This window comes from Mycobacterium shottsii, assembly GCF_010728525.1.
In the GTDB taxonomy this organism is placed as follows: domain Bacteria; phylum Actinomycetota; class Actinomycetes; order Mycobacteriales; family Mycobacteriaceae; genus Mycobacterium; species Mycobacterium marinum.
This window is the reverse complement of the sequence record NZ_AP022572.1, coordinates 5,030,481-5,052,026: the sequence shown is the minus strand read 5'-3', so window position 1 is coordinate 5,052,026 and position 21,546 is coordinate 5,030,481. Positions and strand designations below refer to the sequence as shown.

19 protein-coding genes and 3 pseudogenes are annotated in these 21,546 nt (G+C 66.1%); 17 read left to right on the top strand and 5 right to left on the bottom strand.

Features of this window, described 5'->3' with window-relative positions; translation table 11 throughout:
• Positions 1-45: 45 nt before the first annotated feature.
• Genes G6N41_RS23450 through G6N41_RS23440 form a run of 3 tightly spaced genes read left to right on the top strand, consistent with a single transcriptional unit; the run spans position 46 to position 3,118 of the window.
• Positions 46-828 carry an SDR family oxidoreductase gene (locus tag G6N41_RS23450; RefSeq protein WP_198965803.1) on the top strand — a complete coding sequence of 261 codons (783 nt, stop codon included), beginning with the start codon at positions 46-48 and terminating at the stop codon, positions 826-828.
• Positions 825-2,018, top strand: coding sequence for an acyl-CoA dehydrogenase family protein (locus tag G6N41_RS23445; protein ID WP_198965802.1), 1,194 nt, complete (start codon positions 825-827; stop codon positions 2,016-2,018). Before G6N41_RS23450 ends, G6N41_RS23445 begins: the two co-directional genes overlap by 4 nt.
• Positions 2,015-3,118, top strand: coding sequence for an acyl-CoA dehydrogenase family protein (locus G6N41_RS23440; RefSeq protein WP_198965801.1), 1,104 nt, complete (start codon positions 2,015-2,017; stop codon positions 3,116-3,118). Before G6N41_RS23445 ends, G6N41_RS23440 begins: the two co-directional genes overlap by 4 nt.
• Before the next feature lie 23 nt (positions 3,119-3,141).
• Here the strand turns inward: G6N41_RS23440 and G6N41_RS23435 are convergent, their stop codons facing one another.
• A complete protein-coding gene (locus G6N41_RS23435; protein ID WP_038579293.1) occupies positions 3,142-3,882 on the bottom strand; it encodes an alpha/beta fold hydrolase in 741 nt (246 codons plus the stop codon).
• A 98-nt stretch (positions 3,883-3,980) separates the two neighbouring features.
• Between G6N41_RS23435 and G6N41_RS23430 the strand changes: the two genes are divergently transcribed.
• The 8 genes and pseudogenes from G6N41_RS23430 (at position 3,981) to G6N41_RS23395 (ending at position 12,511) form a co-directional block, all read left to right on the top strand.
• Complete coding sequence (locus G6N41_RS23430) at positions 3,981-4,781, top strand: thymidylate synthase (RefSeq protein WP_198965800.1); 801 nt, start codon at positions 3,981-3,983, stop codon at positions 4,779-4,781.
• Positions 4,782-4,788: 7 nt separating this feature from the next.
• Positions 4,789-5,286: a dihydrofolate reductase gene (locus G6N41_RS23425; RefSeq protein ID WP_198965799.1), complete on the top strand. Its 498-nt coding sequence runs from the start codon at positions 4,789-4,791 to the stop codon at positions 5,284-5,286.
• Complete coding sequence (locus G6N41_RS23420; protein ID WP_198965798.1) at positions 5,283-6,497, top strand: winged helix-turn-helix domain-containing protein; 1,215 nt, start codon at positions 5,283-5,285, stop codon at positions 6,495-6,497. The genes G6N41_RS23425 and G6N41_RS23420 overlap by 4 nt, the downstream gene beginning before the upstream one ends.
• Positions 6,497-7,951 (top strand): class I SAM-dependent DNA methyltransferase, encoded by a 1,455-nt coding sequence (locus tag G6N41_RS23415; protein ID WP_198965797.1) that lies wholly within the window; start codon positions 6,497-6,499, stop codon positions 7,949-7,951. Before G6N41_RS23420 ends, G6N41_RS23415 begins: the two co-directional genes overlap by 1 nt.
• A pseudogene (locus G6N41_RS23410) lies at positions 7,942-9,032 on the top strand (restriction endonuclease subunit S). Before G6N41_RS23415 ends, G6N41_RS23410 begins: the two are co-directional and overlap by 10 nt.
• Before the next feature lie 10 nt (positions 9,033-9,042).
• A complete protein-coding gene (thyX, locus tag G6N41_RS23405; protein WP_198965796.1) occupies positions 9,043-9,795 on the top strand; it encodes an FAD-dependent thymidylate synthase in 753 nt (250 codons plus the stop codon).
• Between the two features lie 117 nt (positions 9,796-9,912).
• On the top strand, positions 9,913-10,815 hold the full coding sequence (gene dapA / locus G6N41_RS23400; RefSeq protein WP_198965795.1) for a 4-hydroxy-tetrahydrodipicolinate synthase: 903 nt from the start codon (positions 9,913-9,915) through the stop codon (positions 10,813-10,815).
• Positions 10,816-10,834: 19 nt separating this feature from the next.
• Positions 10,835-12,511: a ribonuclease J gene (locus tag G6N41_RS23395; RefSeq protein ID WP_198965794.1), complete on the top strand. Its 1,677-nt coding sequence runs from the start codon at positions 10,835-10,837 to the stop codon at positions 12,509-12,511.
• Positions 12,512-12,534: 23 nt separating this feature from the next.
• Here the strand turns inward: G6N41_RS23395 and G6N41_RS23390 are convergent, their stop codons facing one another.
• Genes G6N41_RS23390 through G6N41_RS23380 form a run of 3 tightly spaced genes read right to left on the bottom strand, consistent with a single transcriptional unit; the run spans position 12,535 to position 14,558 of the window.
• Positions 12,535-13,407, bottom strand: a complete 873-nt coding sequence (locus G6N41_RS23390) for an SAM-dependent methyltransferase (RefSeq protein ID WP_198965793.1) — start codon at positions 13,405-13,407, stop codon at positions 12,535-12,537.
• A 3-nt stretch (positions 13,408-13,410) separates the two neighbouring features.
• Positions 13,411-14,244 (bottom strand): mycofactocin-coupled SDR family oxidoreductase, encoded by an 834-nt coding sequence (locus G6N41_RS23385; RefSeq protein WP_198965792.1) that lies wholly within the window; start codon positions 14,242-14,244, stop codon positions 13,411-13,413.
• On the bottom strand, positions 14,244-14,558 hold the full coding sequence (locus G6N41_RS23380; RefSeq protein ID WP_020724793.1) for a putative quinol monooxygenase: 315 nt from the start codon (positions 14,556-14,558) through the stop codon (positions 14,244-14,246). Before G6N41_RS23380 ends, G6N41_RS23385 begins: the two co-directional genes overlap by 1 nt.
• A 179-nt stretch (positions 14,559-14,737) precedes the next feature.
• On the opposite strand from G6N41_RS23380, the gene G6N41_RS23375 reads away from it, so the two are divergent.
• Positions 14,738-17,347 (top strand): DNA translocase FtsK 4TM domain-containing protein, encoded by a 2,610-nt coding sequence (locus G6N41_RS23375; RefSeq protein ID WP_198965791.1) that lies wholly within the window; start codon positions 14,738-14,740, stop codon positions 17,345-17,347.
• Positions 17,348-17,358: 11 nt separating this feature from the next.
• Here the strand turns inward: G6N41_RS23375 and G6N41_RS23370 are convergent, their stop codons facing one another.
• Entirely contained in the window at positions 17,359-17,883 is a 525-nt protein-coding gene (locus G6N41_RS23370; protein ID WP_011741175.1) for an amino-acid N-acetyltransferase, read from the bottom strand.
• Between the two features lie 57 nt (positions 17,884-17,940).
• On the opposite strand from G6N41_RS23370, the gene pgsA reads away from it, so the two are divergent.
• The 5 genes and pseudogenes from pgsA to G6N41_RS23345 all read left to right on the top strand — a co-directional run bounded on the left by pgsA (position 17,941) and on the right by G6N41_RS23345 (position 21,537).
• Entirely contained in the window at positions 17,941-18,537 is a 597-nt protein-coding gene (pgsA, locus tag G6N41_RS23365) for a CDP-diacylglycerol--glycerol-3-phosphate 3-phosphatidyltransferase (protein WP_036455463.1), read from the top strand.
• 139 nt (positions 18,538-18,676) lie between these two features.
• Positions 18,677-19,003: a transcriptional regulator ClgR gene (clgR, locus tag G6N41_RS23360; RefSeq protein WP_036455803.1), complete on the top strand. Its 327-nt coding sequence runs from the start codon at positions 18,677-18,679 to the stop codon at positions 19,001-19,003.
• A gap of 157 nt (positions 19,004-19,160) precedes the next feature.
• Positions 19,161-19,976, top strand: coding sequence for a phage shock protein PspA (pspA, locus tag G6N41_RS23355; RefSeq protein ID WP_198965790.1), 816 nt, complete (start codon positions 19,161-19,163; stop codon positions 19,974-19,976).
• 15 nt (positions 19,977-19,991) lie between these two features.
• Positions 19,992-20,618: pseudogene (gene pspM / locus G6N41_RS23350) on the top strand (phage shock envelope stress response protein PspM); the annotation flags it as partial.
• Between the two features lie 47 nt (positions 20,619-20,665).
• Positions 20,666-21,537 (top strand): annotated as a pseudogene (locus G6N41_RS23345) (IS5 family transposase).
• Positions 21,538-21,546: the final 9 nt, after the last annotated feature.

Sequence of the window (21,546 nt, the reverse complement as noted above, 5' to 3'; positions counted from 1 at the left end):
GTTATTGACTGAGTCCGGCTCACCGACAACCGAAGGCACACCACGATGACCTCACTGGATCTGACCGGCCGCACCGCGATAATCACCGGAGCCTCAAGGGGTATCGGGTTGGCCATCGCACAACGTCTCGCCGGCGCGGGCGCCAACGTGGTGCTCACCGCGCGCAAGCAGGAGTCCGCCGACGCCGCCGCCGCTGAGGTGGGTGAGCGGGCGGTGGGCGTCGGCGCTCACGCGGTCGATGAGGAGGCCGCGCGAGGGTGCGTCGACCTCGCGCTCGAGCGCTTCGGCAGCGTGGACATCCTGATCAACAACGCGGGAACCAACCCGGCCTACGGTCCGCTGATCGAGCAGGACCATGCCCGGTTCACCAAGATTTTCGATGTCAACCTGTGGGCCCCGCTGATGTGGACCTCGCTGGTGGTCAAGGCCTGGATGGGCGAACACGGCGGCGTCGTGATCAATACCGCCTCGATCGGCGGAATGCACCAATCGCCGGCCATGGGGATGTACAACGCCACCAAGGCCGCCCTGATCCATGTGACCAAGCAGCTCGCGCTGGAATTTTCACCGCGGGTGCGCGTCAATGCGATCTGCCCCGGTGTGGTGCGCACCAAGCTCGCCGAAGCGCTGTGGAAAGACCACGAGGACCCGCTGGCGGCCAACATCGCGCTCGGACGGATCGGGGAACCGGTGGATGTCGCCGAAGCCGTCGGCTTTTTGGTGTCGGACGCGGCGAGCTGGATCACCGGCGAGACCATGGTGATTGACGGCGGTCTGCTGCTCGGCAGCGCGGCGGGTTTCCAGTCCCGGCCGGGCAGCGCCTCGTGACGGCCGCCGACGACCTGCAATCGCGGGTCCAGACTCTGCTCGACGCGCACCCCCCGGCCACCAGTGACCCGCGCGAGTTTCTCGGTGCACGATTTGACGCCGGGCTGGCCTGGGTGCATTTTCCGGTCGGGTTCGGCGGGCTCGACCTGCCGCACACCTACCAGGCGCAGGTCGACAAGCAGCTGGCCGCCGCCGGTGCACCGCCGGCCGGCGGCGGGCGAAACATCATCGGCATCGGCATGGCGGCACCGACCATTGCCGCGTTCGGCACCGCGGAGCAGAAACAGAAGTTCTTGCGCCCGTTGTTCACCGGAGAGCATCTCTACTGCCAGTTGTTCAGCGAGCCCGGGGCCGGATCCGACTTGGCCGCCGCGGCAACCCGCGCCGTTCGCGATCCACACCGCCCCCAGGACTGGATTGTCAACGGGCAAAAGGTATGGACGTCGATGGCGCAACATGCGCAAATGGCGATCCTGGTCGCGCGAACTGACCCCGACGTGCCCAAACACGCCGGTCTGACCTATTTCCTGTGCGACATGACCCAACCGGGGATCGACATCCGGCCACTGCGCCAGATCACCGGCGAAGCGGAGTTCAACGAGGTGTTCCTGACTGACATCCGGGTGCCCGACGCGAACCGGCTTGGTCCCGAAGGCGGTGGCTGGCGGGTGGCGACCACCACTCTCAACAACGAGCGCGTCGCTATCGGCTCCCGAACCGGTGTCCCGCGGGAGGGCGGCATGATCGGCAAGGTCACCGAAGCGTGGCGCGCCGAACGGGCACTGCGCAACCCGGCGATGCACGACGACATGATGCGGCTGTGGGTCGAGGCGGAGGTGCTGCGGCTGGCCGGTGAACGGCTGCGCCAGCAGGCCGCCTCGGGTCAGCCCGGGCCGGAGGGGGCGGGCATGAAGGTGGCGTTTGCCCGGCTCGCGCAACAGATCTCGGGCTTCGAACTGGAATTACACCCCGAATCCGGTCTGCAGTACGACGACTGGACGCTGCGCAGACCCGACACGGTTGATCTCACCGGACGCGGGCCCGGTTACCGCTACCTGCGGGCTCGCGGTAACTCGATCGAGGGAGGCACCTCAGAAATCCTGCGCAACACCATCTCCGAGCGGGTCCTGGGATTGCCCGGCGAACACCGCGTGGACAAGACCCTCGCCTGGAAGGACCTGGACCGATGAGCACCGGGGACTTGCTGTACTCCGACACCGAGGAGGCGCTGCGGGCCAGCGTTGGGCAGTTGTTCGCCGAGCGCTGCCCACCCGAATCGGTGGTGGCCGCCTACGACTCGCCTCCGGCGGATTTCGCCAAGCTGTGGCGCACGCTGGCCGCCGAGCTCGGGGTCGCGGGTTTGCTGGTGCCCGAGTCCCTTGGTGGGGCCGGCGCCAGCGCGCGCGAGGCGGCGGTAGTCATGGAGGAAGTCGGCCGGGCGGTAGCGCCGGTCCCGTTCCTGTCCAGTGCGGTACTGGGCACCGTCGCGTTGCTGCATTCCGGGGAGACCGAGACCCTCTCGGAGCTGGCGCAGGGTGAGCTCACCGCGGCCCTGGTGGTGCCGTTGGCCACGGCGCCGGGTGACCCCGTTGCCGGGGTGAGTCGTGGCAGCGCCGGGCTGTCCGGGCGAGTCTGCGGCGTGGCGGGTGCCCGGGAGGCCGACGTGCTGGTGGTGCCGGTCGCCGGGGCCGACGGAGTGGAACTGCATACGGTGCGCGCCAATGCGCCCGGCGTCGAGATAGTGCCGTTGCTGGCCTTCGATATGACCAGACCCCTTGCCGACGTTGTGTTTTCGGGGGCCGCGTCCGCACCGGTCGGTCTCGGCTCGGCGGAGGCCGCGCTGGCTGAGGCGTTGCAGACAGGTGCCGCGCTGCTGGCCTCCGAGCAGCTCGGGATTGCGCAGTGGTGCTTTGACACCACGCTGGCTTACACGAAGCAGCGCAAACAGTTCGGCCGTGCCATCGGTTCCTATCAAGCGATCAAACACCGGCTGGCGGACCTGTGGCTGGAAGTCGGCTCAGCGCGGGCTGCGGCCCGCTACGGCGCCGACACCTGTGCTCGCGGTGATGAGGACGCGGCGATTGCGGCGGCGATCGCCGCGGCCTACTGCGGTGATGTCGTGGTGCACGCCGCCGAGGAGTGTGTGCAACTACATGGCGGCATCGGGATGACCTGGGAATATCCGGCCCATCTCTACCTGAAGCGAGCCAAGAGTGACCAGTTGGCGCTCGGCACCGCGTATCGCCACCGCGGTCGACTGGCCAAGCTGGTCAACCTCCCGGTGAGCTGAATCCTGCGGCGGGGCCGGGGGGCCTAGCGGGACAGCGTCGCGGCGAACAGGTCGGTCATCGCGGTCCAGTGCCGCTGCGCGCAGGCTTCGTCGTAGGGCGGGTTATCGGGAACCGCGAACCCGTGCGCGCCCGGGTACCACTCGATGGTGTGCTCGACACCCGCAGCCGTCAGCGCCTTCGCCAATTGTTCGGCGTGGTCGGTGGTGAACGACGGGTCGTTTTGGGCGCCGCCCACATACAGCCTGGCGGTCATCCGGTCGGCCAACAGATGCGGGCTGTCGGGATTGTCGGTCACCAGGCCACCGCCGTGAAAGGACGCCGCGGCGGCCACCCGGTCCGGCTGCCGGCCGGCCAGCAGCACCGAGATCCGCCCACCCATGCAGTAGCCGCATACACCGAAACGCTCGCCGCTCACCTGCGGGCGAGTGGCCAGGTAGTCGAAGTATGCGCCCGCGTCGCGGGTGACCCGGTCCGGCGTCAGGGTTCCGAGCATGAACATGAGTCGAGCGCGCTCGTCCGCGTCGCCGAACACCGTTTCCATGGCGAACGGCGTCCAATCGCCCTCGCGGTAGTACACATCGGGCAGCAGCACGACGTAGCCGTGGCCGGCCAATGTGGCCGCCATCTGCTCGAAGGTCTCGCGCACCCCGCCGGCGTCGGGAAACATGATCACGCCTGGCCAGGGACCCGGGCCGGCAGGAGTGAACAAACGGACCGGGCAGGTGCCGTCGGGAGTGGAGACGCTGTCACTGATTATCGGCATGGCACCCGTTCTACTCCTGGTAGATCGCCCCAGCTTCGGCGGCGCCGTCGCGCCGTGCCTGGCTTCGTTGGGCTCGCGATCACCGCTAAGCTGACCGCGTGCCGATCGCGACGCCTTACGAGGATCTGTTGCGCAGGGTGCTCGAAACGGGCACCGCCAAATCCGACCGCACCGGCACCGGGACCCGCAGCCTGTTCGGCCAGCAGATCCGGTACGACCTCGGTTGCGGTTTCCCCTTGCTGACCACCAAGAAGGTGCACTTCAAGTCGGTCGTTTATGAGTTGCTGTGGTTTCTGCGCGGCGACTCCAACGTGGGCTGGTTGCAGCAGCACGGTGTGACCATCTGGGACGAATGGGCCGGCGAAACAGGCGATCTCGGCCCAATCTACGGAGTTCAGTGGCGATCCTGGCCGACTCCGTCGGGTGAGCACATCGACCAGATCAGTGCCGCATTGGAACTGCTGCGTACCGACCCCGATTCGCGGCGCATCATCGTGTCGGCCTGGAATGTCGGCCAGATCCCGCAAATGGCGCTGCCGCCGTGTCACGCCTTCTTCCAGTTCTACGTCGCCGACGGCCGCCTGAGCTGCCAGCTGTATCAGCGCAGTGCCGACCTGTTTCTGGGGGTGCCCTTCAACATCGCCAGCTACGCCCTGCTCACCCACATGATGGCCGCTCAGGCCGGTCTTTCGGTCGGCGAGTTCATCTGGACTGGCGGCGATTGCCACATCTATGACAACCACGTCGAACAGGTCGCCGAGCAACTGCGTCGCGAGCCCCGGCCCTATCCGAAACTAAGCTTTTCGCAACGGGATTCGATCTTCGACTACACTTACGAGGACGTCGTCGTGCAGGATTATGATCCCCATCCCGCGATCAAAGCTCCCGTCGCTGTATGAGGCGCAGATGACGTCGGTGGGCCTGATCTGGGCTCAGTTCACCTCCGGGGTCATCGGCCGTGATGGCGGCATCCCGTGGCGACTGCCCGAGGATCTCGCGCACTTCAAACGGCTCACCATGGGGCACGCCGTGGTGATGGGCCGCCGGACCTGGGACTCCCTGCCCGCCGCCAACCGGCCACTGCCGGGCCGGCGAAATGTCGTAGTGACCCGCCAGACTGGTCTGGTGGCGCACGGAGCGCAGGTGGTGGGTTCCCTCGAGCAGGCGTTGTGTCCGGCCGAGCCGGATGCCGAGACATGGGTGATCGGTGGTGCCCAGATCTACGCGCTGGCGCTGCCCCTGGCGAACAGGTGTGAAGTCACCGAGGTCGACGTCGACTTACCGCCCGAGGACGAGGACGCCCTGGCCCCCGTGCTCGACCAGACCTGGGCTGGCACCTCGGGGGAGTGGCTGGTCAGCCGCTCGGGACTGCGATACCGGATGCACAGCTACCGCCGACTATGAGCACCTTGACCGTTGCCCAGGCCTGCCGGGTGGCGGTCGCCGCACAGGGGTTCGCCGAACCCAAGCCGGCCGGCCGGATCAACAAGGCACACCTGAGGCGGCTGATCTCCCGGATCCAGGTGCTGCAGCTGGGTTCGGTGTCGGTGGCGGTGCGCGCCCACTACGCGCCGGTGTTCAGTCGGCTCGGGCCCTACGACCGGGAGGTGCTCGACCGGGTCGCGTGGGGCCCGCCCTCGTCGCGGCTGCTCGCCGAATACTGGGCGCACGAGGCCGCGCTGATGGCCGTCGATGACTGGCCGTTGCTGCGCTGGCGGATGCGGCAGTACCGGCACGGCAGGTGGGGCACCGAGATCGTCAAGGCCAACCCGCGCCTGGTGGACGACGTCGTTGCCGCCGTTGCCGAACTCGGCCCGTCTAGCGCGGGACAGATCGAAGCTCACCTGGCAGCGGAGCCGCGCGGGGGCAAGGGGCCATGGTGGAATCGCAGCGACACCAAATGGGTTGCCGAGGCGTTGTTCGCGTCCGGCGTGCTCACCACCGCCACCCGGTTGGGCTTCGCTCGTCACTACGACCTGGTGGAAAGGGTGTTGCCGCCCGAAGTGCTGGCCCGGCAGGTCGACGATGACGAGGCGGTTCGCGAACTCATATTGCGGGCGGCCTCCGCGCTGGGGGTGGGGACCGAGGCCGACATCCGCGACTACTTCCGGCTGTCCGCGCAGCAGGTCAAGCCCGCGCTCGCCGATCTGGTAGCCGCCGGTGAGGTCGAGCCGGTGCAGGTGCAGGGTTGGTCGGCCCCGGCATATCTGCGGGCGGGCCGATCCCTGCCACGACCTGATCGCGGCACCGCACTGTTGTGTCCGTTTGACCCGCTGATCTTTTTCCGGCCCCGGGTGCAGCGCCTGTTCGACTTTCACTACCGCATCGAGATCTACACCCCGGCCGCCCAACGCCAATACGGCTACTACGTCTGGCCGCTGCTGCTGGACGGGCAGCTGGTGGGACGGGTGGACCTCAAGGCCGACCGTTCCACCGACACCCTGCTGGTGGTGGGCGCGTTCGCCGAACCCGACGCATCGGGGCCGCGGGTCGCCGCGGCACTCGCCGGTGAGTTGGCGTCGATGGCGCCGTGGCTGGGATTGAGCGGGATCAGCGTGTCCGGACGGGGTGATCTGGCCGGGGAGCTGGCGATCGCCGTCAGGCGGACCGGCTGATGGCACCGTCGACGATGAAAGAGCTCAAAGACACGCTCTGGAAAGGCGCCGAGAAGCTGTGCGGGTCCATTCCGGCCAGCCAGTACAAAGACGTCATTCTCGGCCTGGTCTTTCTCAAGTTCGTTTCCGATGCCCGAGACGAGCGCAAGCAATTCGTGGTGCCCCCGGCAGCGCGCTGGGAAGCGTTGGCCGGCAATGCGAAATCACCGGACATCGGCCAGCTCATCGACACGGCGATGCTGTCGGTAATGACGGCCAATCCGTCGCTGGCCGCGACCCTGCCGCAGCTGTATCACAAGGGCGATCAGCGGCGGCTCGGCGAACTGGTCGAGGTGCTCGGCGCGGCGCGATTCAGTGGCCGGCCAAGCCATCTCGCGCGTGACCTGATGGGTGAGGTGTACGAATACTTCCTCGGCAACTTCGCGCGCGCGGAGGGACGACGCGGCGGCGAATTCTTCACCCCACCCAGCGTCGTTCGAGTGATCGTGGAGATTCTCGAACCCTCGAGCGGTCGGATCTATGACCCGTGCTGCGGATCGGGCGGGATGTTCGTGCAAACCGAGCGCTTCATCTGCGCCCACGACGGGGACCCCGCGCAGATATCAATCTACGGTCAGGAGAGCGTCGAGCAGACCTGGCGGATGGCAAAGATGAACCTGGCCGTCCATGGGATCGATGATGCGGGCCTGGGCGCGCGTTGGGGCGACACCTTCGCCACCGACCAACACGACGGCGTGCCGATGGACTACGTGATGGCCAATCCGCCCTTCAACATCAAGGATTGGGCCCGCGACGAACAGGACCCGCGTTGGCGGTTCGGCACTCCGCCCGCCGCAAATGCGAATTTCGCCTGGATTCAGCACATCCTGTCCAACCTCGCGCCGACAGGTCAGGCCGGGGTGGTGATGGCCAATGGCTCGATGTCATCGAAAACCAATGGAGAGGACAGGATTCGCGCTGGAATCATTGATGCAGACCTGGTCTCATGCATGGTCGCCCTGCCGACGCAGCTGTTTCGCAGTACCGGAATTCCGGTGTGTCTGTGGTTCTTCGCCAAGGACAAGAAAGCTCGTTCGGGCCAGGTGCTGTTCATCGACGCGCGCGGGCTCGGGAGCATGGTGGACCGCTGCGAGCGAACCCTGACCGATGACGACGTAGCCCGCATCGGCGATACCTATCACGGCTGGTTCGGATCCGCATCAGCCGTCGCGAAAGGTACTGTTTACCAGGATATTCCGGGATTTTGCAGGTCAGCATCGTTGGATGAAATCCGCGCCGAGGGGTACGTGCTCACGCCGGGGCGCTATGTGGGGACTGGAGCGTCCTGTGCTGACGGCGAACCGATCGGCGACAAACTCACAAGGTTGACCACCCAGTTGCTGGCCGTGCTGGATGAATCGACAAAACTGGACGAGGCGGTGCGTGCGCAGTTGGGGCGGGTGCGGTGGAGGTGAGGCTCGGCGAGCACCTCGAATTCCGCAGCGGCAGTTGCTCTCCGCCGCGACGCGCCCGGGGCCGGTTTCCCGTATACGGTGCGAACGGGCCGATCGGCTTCGCGGCCGAACACAACGTCAGCGGTCCGCTGATTGTGGTGGGGCGCGTTGGATCCTATTGCGGCAGTGTGCGCTACTGCGATTCCGATGTCTGGGTCACCGATAACGCCTACGTTTGCCGTGCCAATGACCCTGCGGAAACCCGGTACTGGTATTACGCACTGCAGACGTGCCGGCTCAATGAACACCGGGCGGGATCCGGACAGCCGTTGCTGAATCAGCGGACTCTTCGCGAGGTCTCGGTCCACGTTGCCCAAGCACCTGAGCGTCGGCGAATCGCCGAGGTGCTGGGCGCCCTGGACGACAAGATCGCCAACAACGAGCGGGTCATCGAGGCCGCCGAGGCCCTGATGGTCGCGATGGTCGGGTCGGTCGATGCGCGCGTCGCGCTGTCGGGCCTGGCGCGCCGGTCGACGAAGTTGGTCAATCCCGCTGACTTCGACGACGTTGTTGCCCATTTCAGCCTTCCCGCCTTTGATGCGGGGCGCACGCCCGTCCGGTTGCCGGGGCATCGGTCAAAAGCGTCAAGTTCCACTTGTCCGAACCCTGTGTGCTGTTCGCGAAACTGAACCCCCGAGTACCGCGAATCTGGAACGTGGTGCGCCTGCCGCCCCAGATGGCGCTGGCCAGCTGCGAGTTCGTCGTATTGAGCCCGCTCGGGGTGGATACCTCGGTGCTGTGGTCGGCGCTGCGTCAACCCGAAGTCTCAACCTCACTGGCACAGCTGGTCGCCGGAACATCGGGAAGTCACCAGCGCATCGGGCCCAAAGACCTGCTCGACCTTCAGGTGCCAGACGTCCGGCGCTTGGGAGCCGCCCAGTCCGCGACGATCACCGATCTGGGCGCGTTGTGTCATGCCCGCCGTGGCCAGTGCGCGCAGCTGGCCGCGCTGCGCGACGCGCTGCTACCGGGATTGATCACCGGCGAGGTCGCCGTCAGTGGGGGAGAGCTCCTCCTCGCGTCGCCGCTCGGCACGCCTTAAGGTGAGCGCCGTGGCCGAGACTGCGCCGCTACGCGTACAGCTGATCGCCAAGACCGAGTTCTTGGCGCCCCCCGACGTGCCCTGGACCACCGACGCCGACGGAGGCGAGGCGCTGGTCGAGTTCGCCGGCCGCGCCTGCTACCAGAGCTGGTCCAAGCCCAACCCCAAGACCGCGACCAACGCCGGTTACCTGCGCCACATCATCGACGTCGGGCACTTTGCCGTGCTCGAGCACGCCAGTGTGTCGTTCTACATCAGCGGCATCTCGCGATCGTGCACCCACGAGCTGATCCGGCACCGCCACTTCTCCTACTCGCAGCTATCCCAGCGCTACGTGCCCGAAGGTGACTCGCGGGTCGTCGTGCCGCCGGGGTTGGAGGACGATCCCGAGCTGCGCGAAATCCTGATCGCCGCCGCCGACGCCAGCCGTGCCACCTACACCGAACTGCTGATCAAGCTGGAAGCCAGGTTCGCTGACCAGCCCAACGCCGTCCTGCGGCGCAAACAGGCTCGCCAGGCCGCTCGTGCCGTGCTCCCCAACGCGACCGAAACCCGGATCGTGGTCAGCGGTAATTACCGAGCGTGGAGGCACTTCATAGCCATGCGGGCCAGCGAGCATGCCGATGTGGAGATCCGGCGGCTGGCCATCGAGTGCCTGCGTCAGCTCGTCGCGGTGGCGCCAGCGGTGTTCGCCGACTTCGAGGTCACGACCCTGGCCGACGGCAGCGAGGTCGCCACCAGCCCGCTGGCCACCGAGGTCTGAGTCCGGCCCTGGCGCGAGCGTGCGTATCTGGGCAGCCTTCGCGGCGTGTCGGCGGACAAACACGCACGCTTGCGCCGGTGCAAAAAAGATTGCTGCCGCCAGGTAATCTTGGGAACCGTGAGCACCGTCGGATTCGACGTTCCCGCACGCCTGGGAACACTGCTGACCGCGATGGTGACACCATTCGGCTCCGACGGCGCCCTTGATCTTGGCGCGGCGGCGCGACTGGCTAATCACCTGGTGGACCAGGGGTGCGATGGACTGGTGGTTTCCGGTACCACCGGCGAGTCGCCCACCACCACCGACGACGAGAAGCGTGAGCTGCTCAGAGTCGTCTTGGAAGCGGTGGGCGACCGGGCTCGGGTGATTGCGGGGGCCGGCACCAATGACACCGCGCACAGCATTGGGCTGGCGAAGGCCGCTGCGGCCGAAGGCGCCCATGGTCTGTTGGTGGTGACCCCGTATTACTCCAAGCCGCCACAATCGGGGCTATTGGCGCACTTCACCGCGGTGGCCGATGCGACCGAGCTGCCCGTGCTGCTCTACGACATCCCCGGGCGGTCTGCGGTGCCGATCGAGTCCGAAACAATCCGCGCCCTGGCAAAGCACCCGAACATCGTCGGCGTCAAGGACGCCAAAGCGGACCTGCCCAGCGGTGCCCAGATCATGGCCGACACGGGACTGGCCTACTACTCCGGCGACGACGCCCTCAACCTGCCCTGGCTGGCCATGGGCGCCATCGGCTTCATCAGCGTGATCGGTCATCTGGCGGCTGGCCAGCTACGGGAGATGTTGTCGGCATTCAGTTCCGGGGACGTCGCCACCGCCCGCAAGATCAACGTCGCGGTCAGTCCGCTGTGCAACGCGATGACCCGACTGGGCGGGGTGACGCTGTCCAAGGCCGGCTTGCGGCTGCAAGGTATCGAGGTCGGTGACCCGAGGCTGCCGCAGGTCGCCGCCACCGCTGATCAAATCGACGTGTTGGCCGCTGACATGCGCGCGGCCTCCGTGCTTCGGTGAATCCCAGGGTGAGTCGACGGTGAACGAAGAACTTCCCCCACCAGCGCCGTTGGCTTCCGGGGGGTTGCGGGTCACCGCGCTGGGCGGCATCAACGAAATCGGCCGCAACATGACGGTGTTCGAGCATCTGGGGCGGCTGCTGATCATCGACTGCGGTGTGCTGTTCCCGACCCACGACGAGCCGGGCGTCGATTTGATCCTGCCCGACCTGCGCCATATCGAGGACCGCCTGGACGACATCGAGGCGCTGGTGCTCACGCACGCGCACGAGGACCACATCGGGGCTATCCCGTTCTTGCTCAGGTTGCGTCCGGACATCCCCATCGTCGGATCCAAGTTCACCCTGGCGCTGGTTGCGGCCAAGTGCCGCGAATACCGGATCAAACCGGTGTTCGTCGAGGTCGCAGAGGGGCAGAGCAGTCGACACGGCGTGTTCGAGTGCGAATACTTCGCCGTCAACCACTCCGTGCCGGATGCCCTTGCGATCGCCGTCTACACCGGCGCGGGAACCGTGCTGCACACCGGTGATATCAAGCTTGATCAGCTGCCCCTCGACGGTCGCCCCACCGACTTGCCGGGCATGTCGCGCCTCGGCGATGCCGGTGTTGACCTGTTCCTGTGTGATTCGACCAACTCCGAGATCCCCGGTGTCGGGCCCTCCGAAAGTGAGGTGGGTCCCACCCTGCACCGGCTGATCAGGGGTGCCGACGGTCGGGTCATCGTGGCGTGTTTCGCCTCAAACGTCGACCGGGTGCAGCAGATCATCGACGCCGCGGTGGCACTGGGCCGGCGAGTTTCCTTCGTGGGGCGCTCCATGGTGCGCAACATGGGCATCGCCAGGGAACTGGGCTTTCTGCGGGTGGACGATTCCGATGTGATCGACATCGGTGCCGCCGAGATGATGCCGCCCGAACAGGTGTTGTTGATTACCACCGGCACCCAGGGCGAACCGATGTCGGCATTGTCGCGGATGTCGCGCGGTGAGCACCGCAGCATCACGCTGACTGCCGGTGATCTCATCGTTTTGTCGGCGTCGCTGATCCCCGGCAACGAGGAAGCGGTTTTCGGCGTCATCGATTCGCTCTCCAAGATCGGCGCCAGGGTGGTCACCAACGCCCAAGCCCGGGTGCACGTTTCCGGCCATGCCTACGCCGGTGAGCTGTTGTTCCTGTACAATGGGGTGCGACCACGCAACGTCATGCCGGTGCACGGAACCTGGCGAATGCTTCGGGCCAACGCCAAGCTGGCCGCCAGCGCCGGGGTGGCGTCGGAGTCAATCCTGTTGGCGGAGAACGGGGTCAGCGTCGATCTGGTGGGGCGCAAGGCTTCGATCGCCGGTGCGGTCCCGGTTGGCAAGATGTTCGTCGACGGTTTGATCACCGGCGATGTCGGCGAAATCACCCTGGGCGAGCGGCTGATCCTGTCGTCGGGTTTTATCGCGGTGACCGTGGTCGTGCACCGGGGCACCGGGCGTCCCGCGGCTGTGCCGCATCTGCATTCGCGTGGATTCTCCGAAGACCCCAAGGCGCTGGAGCCCGCCGTGCGCAAGGTCGAAGCCGAGCTGGAATCTCTGGTTGCCGCCAACTTCACCGATCCGATCAGGATCGCGCAGGGGGTGCGCCGCACCGTCGGAAAATGGGTCGGTGAGACCTACCGCCGGCAGCCGATGATCGTGCCCACGGTCATCGAAGTCTGAGGACCGGCCGCTTCCGGCCCGGCTCAGAGTTTTTCGGCGTAGGCCGACCATTCGATCTGAGATGCGTTGAGCTTGCGGCCGGCCGGCTCGACATAGCGCTGGACGAGCTCGTCGGGCCCCGCCTGTTCCACCAGCCGCCAGCCGTATTCGGCAAGAAACTCGGGGACCTCGTCGGGCAGCAAGCCGAAATGCCACAGTTGACGCCGTTGGCGCACCGAGCGGTACAAGGTCCGGGTGCCGTAGCGATTGGTTCCGTCGATGAAGTCGCGGCGGACGTAGGTGAACACCAGGCGACTGCCCGGTGCCGCCGCGCGCAGCCCCTCCAGGGTCCGCCGGACGGTCTCTTCGGTGAGGTATTGGGTGACGCCCTCGCAGATGAAGAACACCCGGAAGTCGGTGAGGTAGCCATGTTCGGCCAATGCGGTGAGCAGGTCGTCATGCTCAAAGTCCAACGCCACCAGCCGAACCGACAACGGTAGTTCGCCCAGCACCCGTCGCACCGTCTTGGCCTTGCGAGCGATGTTGACCGGCAGATCCACTTCGAAGATCGGAATGCGCACCTTGCGGGTCAATCGGTAGGCGCGGGTGTCCAGCCCGGCGCCCAGAATCGCCACCGCATCGACGTCGTCGAGCGCCTCGCCAAGTTTGTCGCCGATGAATCGTTTGCGGCAGGTCAGATTGACCCAGAGCCCGCTGCCGGACCACTCCGACCAGCGGATGAAGAGGCGCCGAATGCCGGCCGGTCGGGTCGCGCTGACCAGCCACCGCAGCGGTCTGGGCAGGAACAGATCTGCCAGGTCGTCGTCGACCAGGCGGTGCTCGGCGGGCTCGTTCTGTTCGACAGCCGACAGCACCATCGGGCCGAAGGCGTTCTGCGCAGAGGGATTTCGGGTCATCAACTACCTCTTGTTCACACAGCCGGCATCCACCGGCAGGGCGACGCCGGTGATGTAACGGGCCTCGTCGGACACCAGCCAGGCCGGCGCACCGGCGATGTCATCGGCTTGCAGGATCTGCACCGGCAGCGCGTTGCCCGCGCCGGGGCCGGAGCCGGTCTCGGCGACCAGGTCGGCGAGCCAGCGCCGGATGAACTCGTTGTTGATCATCGGGGTATCCACCCCGGATGGGTGTAGCGAGTTGACCCGGATGCTGTGCGGTGCAAGCAGGTTCGCGTATACGCGCATCAACCCGACCAACGCGTGTTTGGAGGCGGCGTAGCCGATGGCGCCGGCCTCCGCGCTGCTGATGCCAACCAATCCGGCCGCCGAGCTGATCACAACGATCGACCCGCCCCGGCCCTGTTCGATCATGGTCGGTATCGCGACCTCGACCGTGTAGTAGACGCCGCTGAGGTTGACGTCGATAACGTCACGCCAGCCGTCGTCGCCGGACTGCATCGGTGCGATACCGGCGTTGGCCACCACAATGTCGACCTGGCCCAATTCGTCGATCCCGGCTTGCAGGGCCGCGGCCAGTGCTTCCCGATCCCGGACGTCGGCCTGGCTGGCCACGATGCGGGCGCCGGTGTCCTCGACGAGCTTGACGGTGGTTGCCAATCCCTCGGCGGTGCCCAGCGGATACGTCACGCTGGCGATCTGGTCACACAGGTCGACCGCGATGACATCTGCGCCGTCGCGGGCCAGTCGAAGCGCATGCGCGCGACCCTGCCCGCGCGCTGCCCCGGTGATGAAGGCAACACGGCCGCTCAGTGGGCCGTCCAGTGGCCGGCTCATCACTGACGGAGTTGACCTTTGTCGGGATCTCCCGCGGGGATCGGCGCCAGCATCTTGATGTCCGGCGCCCCGGCCAGGTGTTCGCCGGCCGCGGTGAACATCTTGGCCACCGCGGGCGCGGTGCTATGGGCGGTCAGTGCCTCCGCGTCGGCCCACTGTTCGATGAAAACGAAGGTTTCGCCCGTTTGATGCAGCGAGTAGAGCTGGCAGCCGGGTTCGCCGTGCACCTCTTCGACCGCCGTGGTGAGGATGTCGCGGACGGCGTCGACCGACTCCGGCTTGACGGTCAGCGTGGCGACGACGACGACGGGCATGCTGGGACCTCCCGGGGAGACTGCGGCGGGTTTTTGGTGGTGTGACCGGGCATGACTTTGGTCACCTTTGGCCACCCTACTCAGGCCCGAAGATAACGAGGCGGGCACATGCTGGTGAAGCCTGCGTTACCAGTGTGGCAAGTGGTGCAGATGATGCAATTGCGACTAGTCTTGCTGGCATGGCTAGTAAGACCGCTGCGCGCTCCGGAGCCCGAACGAGCAGGTCAAAGGCCGCTTCAGGGGGCGCTTCCCGAGGTGGGAGAGCTACTGCCTCCGCCGGGCCGGCAAGGCCGGCGAAGGGGACCAGAAAGCCGGCGGGCAAGCCGGCCAAGCGGGTAGCCAAGCCGATCCCGCGGCGCAATCAGTCCGTGTTCAAGGTGGCCGGGCTCGCGGGCGGCCGAGCCATGCGCGCTACCTGGATGATGGCGGCCAAGGGCACCGGCGGGGCGGCGCGGTCGATAGGGCGGGCTCGTGACATCGAACCCGGGCATCGCCGTGACGGCGTGGCGCTGGTGGTGCTGGGCATTGCGGTGGTCGTCGCCGCGAGTTCATGGTTCGACGCCGCCCGCCCGGTCGGCGCGTGGGTGGATGCGGTACTGCGAACGTTCATCGGCTCGGCGGTGGTGTTGCTCCCGATCGTTCTTGCGGGCACGGCGATAGTGCTGATGCGCACCGAGCCGAACCCCGACACCAGGCCCCGGCTGATTCTCGGGTCCAGCCTGATCGCGCTGTCTTTCCTGGGTTTGCGGCACTTGTGGGCGGGTTCGCCGGAATCCCCGGAGTTGCGCCAGCGTGCCGCGGGGTTCATCGGATTCACGATCGGTGGACCGCTATCCGACGGGCTGACCGTGTGGATCGCCGCTCCGTTGCTGTTCTTCGGGGCGCTGTTTGGACTATTGCTGTTGACCGGGACCACAATCCGCGAGGTTCCCGATGTGCTGCGTGGTCTGTTCGGAACCCGGCTGCTGCAGCGCGAGTACTTCGATGACGAGTTCGACGACGGCGATGACTACGAGGGCTACTCGGATTTCGCCGGTGATGATGCCGACACGGTGGAAGTCGCGCGTGAGGACTTCTCCGACGGCTACTACGACGAGGTGCCGCTGCGGCCCGACGAGGAACTGCGGGCCTGGCCCTCGCCGAACACGGAGCCCGACGGCGAAATCGGGGAGCCGGATGCGCCGACCGTTCCAGAACCTGCCGTCGCGCGCGGCGCCGGCAAGGCCGGAAAGTCCGGCCGCAGCGCCCCGGCGGAGAAGCAGGAAACCCTGGTACTCGACCGTGTAGTCGAGGGGCCCTACGCACTGCCATCGATGGAACTGTTGGTGGCGGGAGATCCGCCCAAGAAGCGCAGCGCCGCCAACAGTCACATGGCCGGCGCCATCGGGGATGTGCTCACCCAATTCAAGGTCGACGCGGCGGTCACCGGCTGCACCCGCGGTCCGACCGTCACGCGGTATGAGGTCGAGCTTGGGCCCGGCGTCAAGGTGGAGAAGATCACCGCGCTGCAGAAGAACATCGCCTACGCGGTGGCCACCGAGAGCGTGCGGATGCTCGCTCCCATCCCCGGCAAGTCGGCGGTCGGCATCGAGGTGCCCAACACCGACCGCGAAATGGTGCGGCTGGCCGACGTGCTCACCGCTCCGACGACCCGCCGCGACCACCACCCGCTGGTGATCGGCCTGGGCAAAGACATCGAGGGCGATTTCATCTCGGCCAACCTGGCGAAGATGCCGCACCTGCTGGTCGCCGGTTCCACCGGGTCCGGAAAGTCCAGCTTCGTCAACTCCATGCTGATCTCCCTGCTGACCCGGGCCACCCCGGAAGAGGTCAGGATGATCCTGATCGACCCGAAGATGGTGGAACTGACCCCTTACGAAGGCATTCCGCACCTGATCACCCCGATCATCACGCAGCCAAAGAAGGCGGCGGCCGCTCTCGCATGGCTGGTCGAGGAGATGGAACAGCGCTACCAGGACATGCAAGCGTCCCGGGTGCGTCATATCGATGACTTCAACGAGAAGGTGCGATCGGGAGCGATCACCGCGCCACTGGGCAGCCAGCGGGTGTACAAGCCCTATCCCTATGTCGTTGCGATCGTCGACGAGTTGGCCGACCTGATGATGACCGCGCCGCGTGACGTCGAGGAAGCCATCGTGCGGATCACCCAGAAGGCCCGCGCCGCCGGCATCCATCTTGTGCTGGCCACCCAGCGGCCCTCGGTCGACGTGGTCACCGGCTTGATCAAGACCAACGTGCCGTCCCGGCTGGCGTTCGCCACATCCTCACTGACCGACAGCCGGGTGATCCTGGACCAGGCGGGCGCGGAAAAGCTGATCGGTATGGGTGACGGCCTATTCCTGCCGATGGGCGCCGGCAAGCCGATCCGGTTGCAGGGCGCGTTCATCACCGACGAGGAGATCCACGCCGTTGTAACCGCGTGTAAGGATCAGGCGGAGCCCGAGTACACCGAGGGTGTCACCAACGCCAAGCCCACCGGTGAGCGCACCGACGTCGACCCGGACATCGGTGACGACATGGACGTGCTGCTGCAGGCCGTGGAGTTGGTGGTGTCCAGTCAGTTCGGCTCCACCTCGATGTTGCAGCGCAAGCTGCGGGTCGGGTTCGCCAAAGCCGGCCGACTGATGGACCTGATGGAGACGCGCAACATCGTCGGGCCGAGCGAAGGCTCGAAGGCCCGCGAGGTGCTGGTCAAGCCCGATGAATTGGCCGGAACGCTGGCCTTGATCAGGGGTGGGGGGGCCGACGACGCGCCGGACGAGGATTGATCGGTGACGGTTTAAAGCACCAACAGCATCCGGGTGTTGCCCAAGATGTTGGGCTTGATGTAGCTCAGATCCAGAAACTCTGCGACGCCGATGTCGTAGGAGCGGCACATCTCTTCGAACACCTCCGCGGTCACCGGCGTGCCCTCGATCTCGGTGAACCCGTGCGCGGTGAAGAATTCGGTCTCGAAGGTCAGCACGAATAGTCGCTCTAGCTGCAGTTCCCGGGCCACCTCGAGCAGCCGGTCGACAATCGCGTGACCGATGCCGTGCCCGGTCATAGCGGGATCCACCGCGACGGTGCGGACCTCACCGAGGTCCGACCACAACACGTGCAGGGCCCCGCAGCCGATCACGTTGCCCTGGATTTCGGGGTGTTCGGCAACCCAGAATTCCTGAACCGCTTCGTAAAGCGTGACCAGGTTCTTCTCCAGCAGGATCTTCCCCGCATAGGTATCGACAAGCTTTTTGATCGCTGGGACATCGGACGTTCTGGCACGCCGGACCACCGGCCGGAAATCCTGTTGACTTTCGGTCACGGGAAAACAGTATCGACATCGGCGACGGGGCGGCTGGTCAACCGCTATTCTGTTGCGGTGTCAGGGCAGCCGCAAACAGGTCAGGTGCCGGGAACCGCAGGGATTGCCAACCTAGCCAACGTCCTGACTGGCCTGCGCTTTGTGCTGGTCCCCATTTTCTTGTACCTCCTGTTCTATGACGGAGGTCACCAAACGACTTTCCGGATAGCGGCATGGGCGGTATTCGCGGTTGCCAGCATCACCGATCGATTCGACGGACTGCTCGCCCGCAACTACGGCATGGCGACCGAATTCGGGGCGTTTGTCGATCCGATCGCGGACAAGGCCCTGATCGGGGCGGCACTGATCGGGCTATCGATGCTCAACGACCTGCCGTGGTGGGTCACGGTGTTGATCCTGGCCCGCGAACTCGGGGTGACCGTGCTGCGGCTGGCTGTCATCCGCCGCGGTGTCATTCCCGCCAGCTGGGGCGGCAAGCTCAAGACCGTCGTCCAAGCGGTGGCGATCGGGCTGTTCGTCCTGCCGCTTTCGGGCCCGCTGCACATGGCGGCGGTGGTCGTGATGGCCGCCGCAATCGTGCTCACGGTGGTGACCGGGGTCGACTACGTGGCATCGACCGTCCGCGAAATTCGTGCCGGAAAACGCGCGTCGTAAGCCAGCGGGAACCACACCAGCTCACTCCGCGTTCATCTAAGAACCAGTGCTCTCGGGCGCTGCTGGTCGGGCGCTTGAACCGCGTTTGGGCGCGTGATTTGGTCGTCATGGATGTTGAAGGCAGATGGAGGAGAGCACGATGGCGTCATTGGTGCGCGAGGTCATTGGCGACGTGTTGCGCGGGGAGCGAACTTCACAAGGCCGGACGTTGCGGGAGGTGTCAGACACCGCTCGGGTGAGTCTGGGGTATCTGTCCGAGATCGAGCGTGGCCGCAAGGAGCCGTCCAGCGAATTGCTCAATGCGATCTGCGACGCGTTGCAGGTCCCGCTGTCTGAGGTGCTCATCGGTGCGGGTGAGCGGATGGCGCGTGAAGAACGCGCGATCCAGACCGCGCCGACCGGAGCCACCATCGATGCCGGCACTAGATTGGTCATTCCCCAGGTAGCGTCGCTGGCGGTGGCCTGAGCGCGGCGCAGCCGATCTGGTGTCGATCAGTTATTGGATCACGGGTGGGGAGATCGGCCCGGACCCACTAAATTGAGCGGCAGGGTAAGTGTGCTGAGCTCAATCGGGCCCTACCCGGGACCACTCAGCCCACAAGAAACGAAGGCGGAGCTAACCGATGGCCAATCCGTTCGTCAAAGCGTGGATGTACCTCATGGCGCTGTTCAACTCCAAGATTGACGAGCACGCCGACCCCAAAGTGCAGATTCAGCAGGCTATTGAGGAAGCCCAGCGTACCCATCAGGCGCTGACCCAACAGGCCGCACAGGTGATCGGCAACCAGCGCCAGCTGGAGATGCGCCTCAACCGCCAGCTGGCCGACATCGAAAAGCTACAGGTCAACGTGCGTCAGGCGCTGACGCTGGCCGACCAGGCCACCGCCGCTGGCGACGCGGCCAAGGCGGTCGAGTACAACAACGCCGCCGAGGCGTTTGCCGCCCAGCTGGTGACCGCCGAGCAGAGCGTCGAAGACCTCAAAGCGCTGCACGACCAGGCCCTCAATGCCGCGGCTCAGGCCAAGCGGGCAGTCGAGCAGAACTCGATGGTGCTGCAGCAGAAGATCGCCGAACGCACCAAGCTGCTGAGCCAGCTGGAGCAGGCAAAGATGCAAGAGCAGGTCAGCTCATCGCTGCGGTCGATGAGTGAGCTTGCCGCCCCCGGCAACGTCCCCAGCCTCGATGAGGTGCGGGACAAGATCGACCGCCGGTATGCCACCGCACTTGGTCAGGCCGAACTCGCCCAAAGTTCGGTGCAGGGCCGCATGCTCGAAGTTCAGCAGGCCGGCGTGCAGATGGCCGGTCATTCCCGGCTGGAACAGATCCGGGCCTCGATGCGCGGCGAGTCGCTGCCGGCGGGGGGCGCAGCCACTCCCGGCGCCACTGGGGCCGCCGAAACCGGTGGGGCGGTCGCAGAGAAACCTTTTGGTCAGCAGTAGGGCGGAGAGTCTCACATGGCGGTGAAGTCGGCTCAGCGCGGCCAGCGGCGTGCGTTGCTGCAGCGGGGCCTCGACTTCGTGGGTGATCTGTCCGACTTCGCCGCCCGCAAGATCAGCGCTGCCACCGATCCGCGAGCTCGCCAGCTGCGCCGCCGCCGCCGCGCGCTGCGGTGGGCGCTGATCTTCAGCGCCGGCTGCGTCTTTTGGGCCGCGGTGACGGCGGTGCTGGCAGCGTGGGGCTGGTTCGCGTTGCTGCTGCAGATCACCGGAGCGATCGCGGTGGTGCAGGTGATTCCCGCGACGTTGCTGTTCTTCCGCTACTACTGGCTGCGGTCGGAGCCCTTGCCGTCACAGCGGCCGACCACCACCCGGCGGTTGCCGCCGATGGGTTCGGCCGCCCGCCCCGCGATGGCCGCCCTGGGCGCCTCCGAACGTGGATTCTTTTCGCTGTTGGGTGTAATGGAACGGGGTGCGCTGGTACCTGCGGCCGAAATCCAGGACCTGACCGATGCGGCCAACCACAGCGCCGCGGCGATGGCCGCCACGGCTGCCCAGGTGGTATCGATGGAGCGGGCGGCGCAGTATTCGGAATCCTCGCGTGGCCAACTGGTGCCCACCATCAATGCCTTTACCGCCCAACTAGGGCGTGTCTGCTTAATGTGAATGGTGTTTTGGCTGATGCTGTTTGGGTGATGCGGACGCATGCGATTTCTGATGATTTGTGGTCGCTGATCGTGGCGGTGTTGCCTGCGGGGCGGCGGCGTGGCCGGCCGTGGAACGATCATCGACGTACTCTGGAGGGCATTATCTGGCGTTACCGTACGGGATCTCCGTGGTGTGACCTGCCCGAGCACTTCGGTCCCTGGCAATCGGTGGCCGAGAGGCATCTACGCTGGTCGGTCGATGGCATCTACGCGCGGATCTTCGCGGCGATCGCCTCTGACCTCGACGCCGAGGACGCCGACCTGGGCGCACTGTTGTCGGTCGATTCGACCAGTGTGCGCGCCCACCGACACGCAGCCGGAGCGCGCCCGGGCGCCGCACAGGGGATCTGTCGAATTACAAGAAATATCTCGATGAGCCCGATGACCACGCCATTGGGCGTTCCCGCGGCGGGCTGACTACCAAGATCCACGCCTTGACCGACCAGCTGTGCAGTCCGGTCACCCTGGCACTGTCGGCCGGTCAAGCCGGTGATAATCCGATGCTTTGGCCACTGCTGGCCGCCCGGTGCAGCAACTCATACGCCCCGTTTCACCTGCTGGCGGACAAGGCGTACTCCCATGACTCGACGCGGGCACAGCTGCGCCGGCTCAAGATCGCCCATACCATCCCCGAGCGCAGCGACCAGATCACCCGCCGCAAAGCCAAAGGCCGCAACAGAGGACGGCCTCCGGGGTTCTCAGGCCGAATCTACAAGCACCGCAACACCGTCGAGCGAAGCTTCAACCGGCTCAAACACTGGCGCGCGGTCGCCACCCGCTACGACAAATACGCCCTGACCTACCTCGGCGGTGTCACCCTGGCCGCCATCATCACCTACCACCGCGTCCGCAATTAGCAGACAGGA

Coding starts and splice junctions, on each gene's coding strand:
- G6N41_RS23450 (WP_198965803.1), top strand. CDS start 46: ATGACCTCACTGGATCTGACCGGCCGCACCGCGATAATCACCGGAGCC.
- G6N41_RS23440 (WP_198965801.1), top strand. CDS start 2,015: ATGAGCACCGGGGACTTGCTGTACTCCGACACCGAGGAGGCGCTGCGG.
- G6N41_RS23435 (WP_038579293.1), bottom strand. CDS start 3,882: ATGCCGATAATCAGTGACAGCGTCTCCACTCCCGACGGCACCTGCCCG.
- G6N41_RS23425 (WP_198965799.1), top strand. CDS start 4,789: ATGACGTCGGTGGGCCTGATCTGGGCTCAGTTCACCTCCGGGGTCATC.
- G6N41_RS23420 (WP_198965798.1), top strand. CDS start 5,283: ATGAGCACCTTGACCGTTGCCCAGGCCTGCCGGGTGGCGGTCGCCGCA.
- G6N41_RS23415 (WP_198965797.1), top strand. CDS start 6,497: ATGGCACCGTCGACGATGAAAGAGCTCAAAGACACGCTCTGGAAAGGC.
- G6N41_RS23390 (WP_198965793.1), bottom strand. CDS start 13,407: ATGACCCGAAATCCCTCTGCGCAGAACGCCTTCGGCCCGATGGTGCTG.
- G6N41_RS23385 (WP_198965792.1), bottom strand. CDS start 14,244: ATGAGCCGGCCACTGGACGGCCCACTGAGCGGCCGTGTTGCCTTCATC.
- G6N41_RS23380 (WP_020724793.1), bottom strand. CDS start 14,558: ATGCCCGTCGTCGTCGTCGCCACGCTGACCGTCAAGCCGGAGTCGGTC.
- G6N41_RS23375 (WP_198965791.1), top strand. CDS start 14,738: ATGGCTAGTAAGACCGCTGCGCGCTCCGGAGCCCGAACGAGCAGGTCA.
- clgR (WP_036455803.1), top strand. CDS start 18,677: ATGGCGTCATTGGTGCGCGAGGTCATTGGCGACGTGTTGCGCGGGGAG.
- pspA (WP_198965790.1), top strand. CDS start 19,161: ATGGCCAATCCGTTCGTCAAAGCGTGGATGTACCTCATGGCGCTGTTC.